The sequence below is a fragment of the Serratia oryzae genome, from assembly GCF_001976145.1.
Classification (GTDB): Bacteria; Pseudomonadota; Gammaproteobacteria; order Enterobacterales; family Enterobacteriaceae; genus Chania; species Chania oryzae.
On the sequence record NZ_MOXD01000065.1, the window covers coordinates 1 to 539 of the forward strand.

Genomic DNA, 539 nt, shown 5'->3' on the forward strand with positions numbered 1-539 from the left:
GCGATTAACCTGCTGCTGGACAATCCTAATGCCCTGATTATTGCCACCGATGTCAGCCCGGATTCCAACAAAAATCTGACTGCGCAACTGACCGGGGTGGGCGGCGTTGCCTTTGATGCCAGCAACGGGGCTCTGACCGTCACCAACAGCCAGAACAACTACACCGGTAGCACCACGATAAGCGGCGGCGATGTGCTGCTGGGGAGCAACAATGCCTTTGGTGCCACCTCATTGCTGACAGTGGCCAGCGGTGCCGGTTTCAATACCAATAACTTCAGCCAGACGGTCGGCGCCCTGACCAACCAGGGCACGGTGACGCTCGATCCGGGCGTGTTGAGCAGCGGACTGCTGACCAACACCGGGGTGCTCGATCTGGCAGGCGGTACGTTGAACCTGTCGTCAGGAGGCACGTCGACCGCCCCTGGCGGCTTGACCGGGGCGGGCACGCTGAACGTGAACGGCGGAGATTTAGCGCTGAGCGCGGCCAACGGCGGTCTGTCAGCCACTACCCATATTGCATCGGGAGCCTCCGTCACCGC

The 539-nt window shown here is 61.6% G+C and carries 1 pseudogene; it reads left to right on the forward strand.

Going from position 1 to position 539, the window contains the following annotated elements:
• Window positions 1–539: pseudogene (locus BMI79_RS23905) on the forward strand (hypothetical protein); the annotation flags it as partial.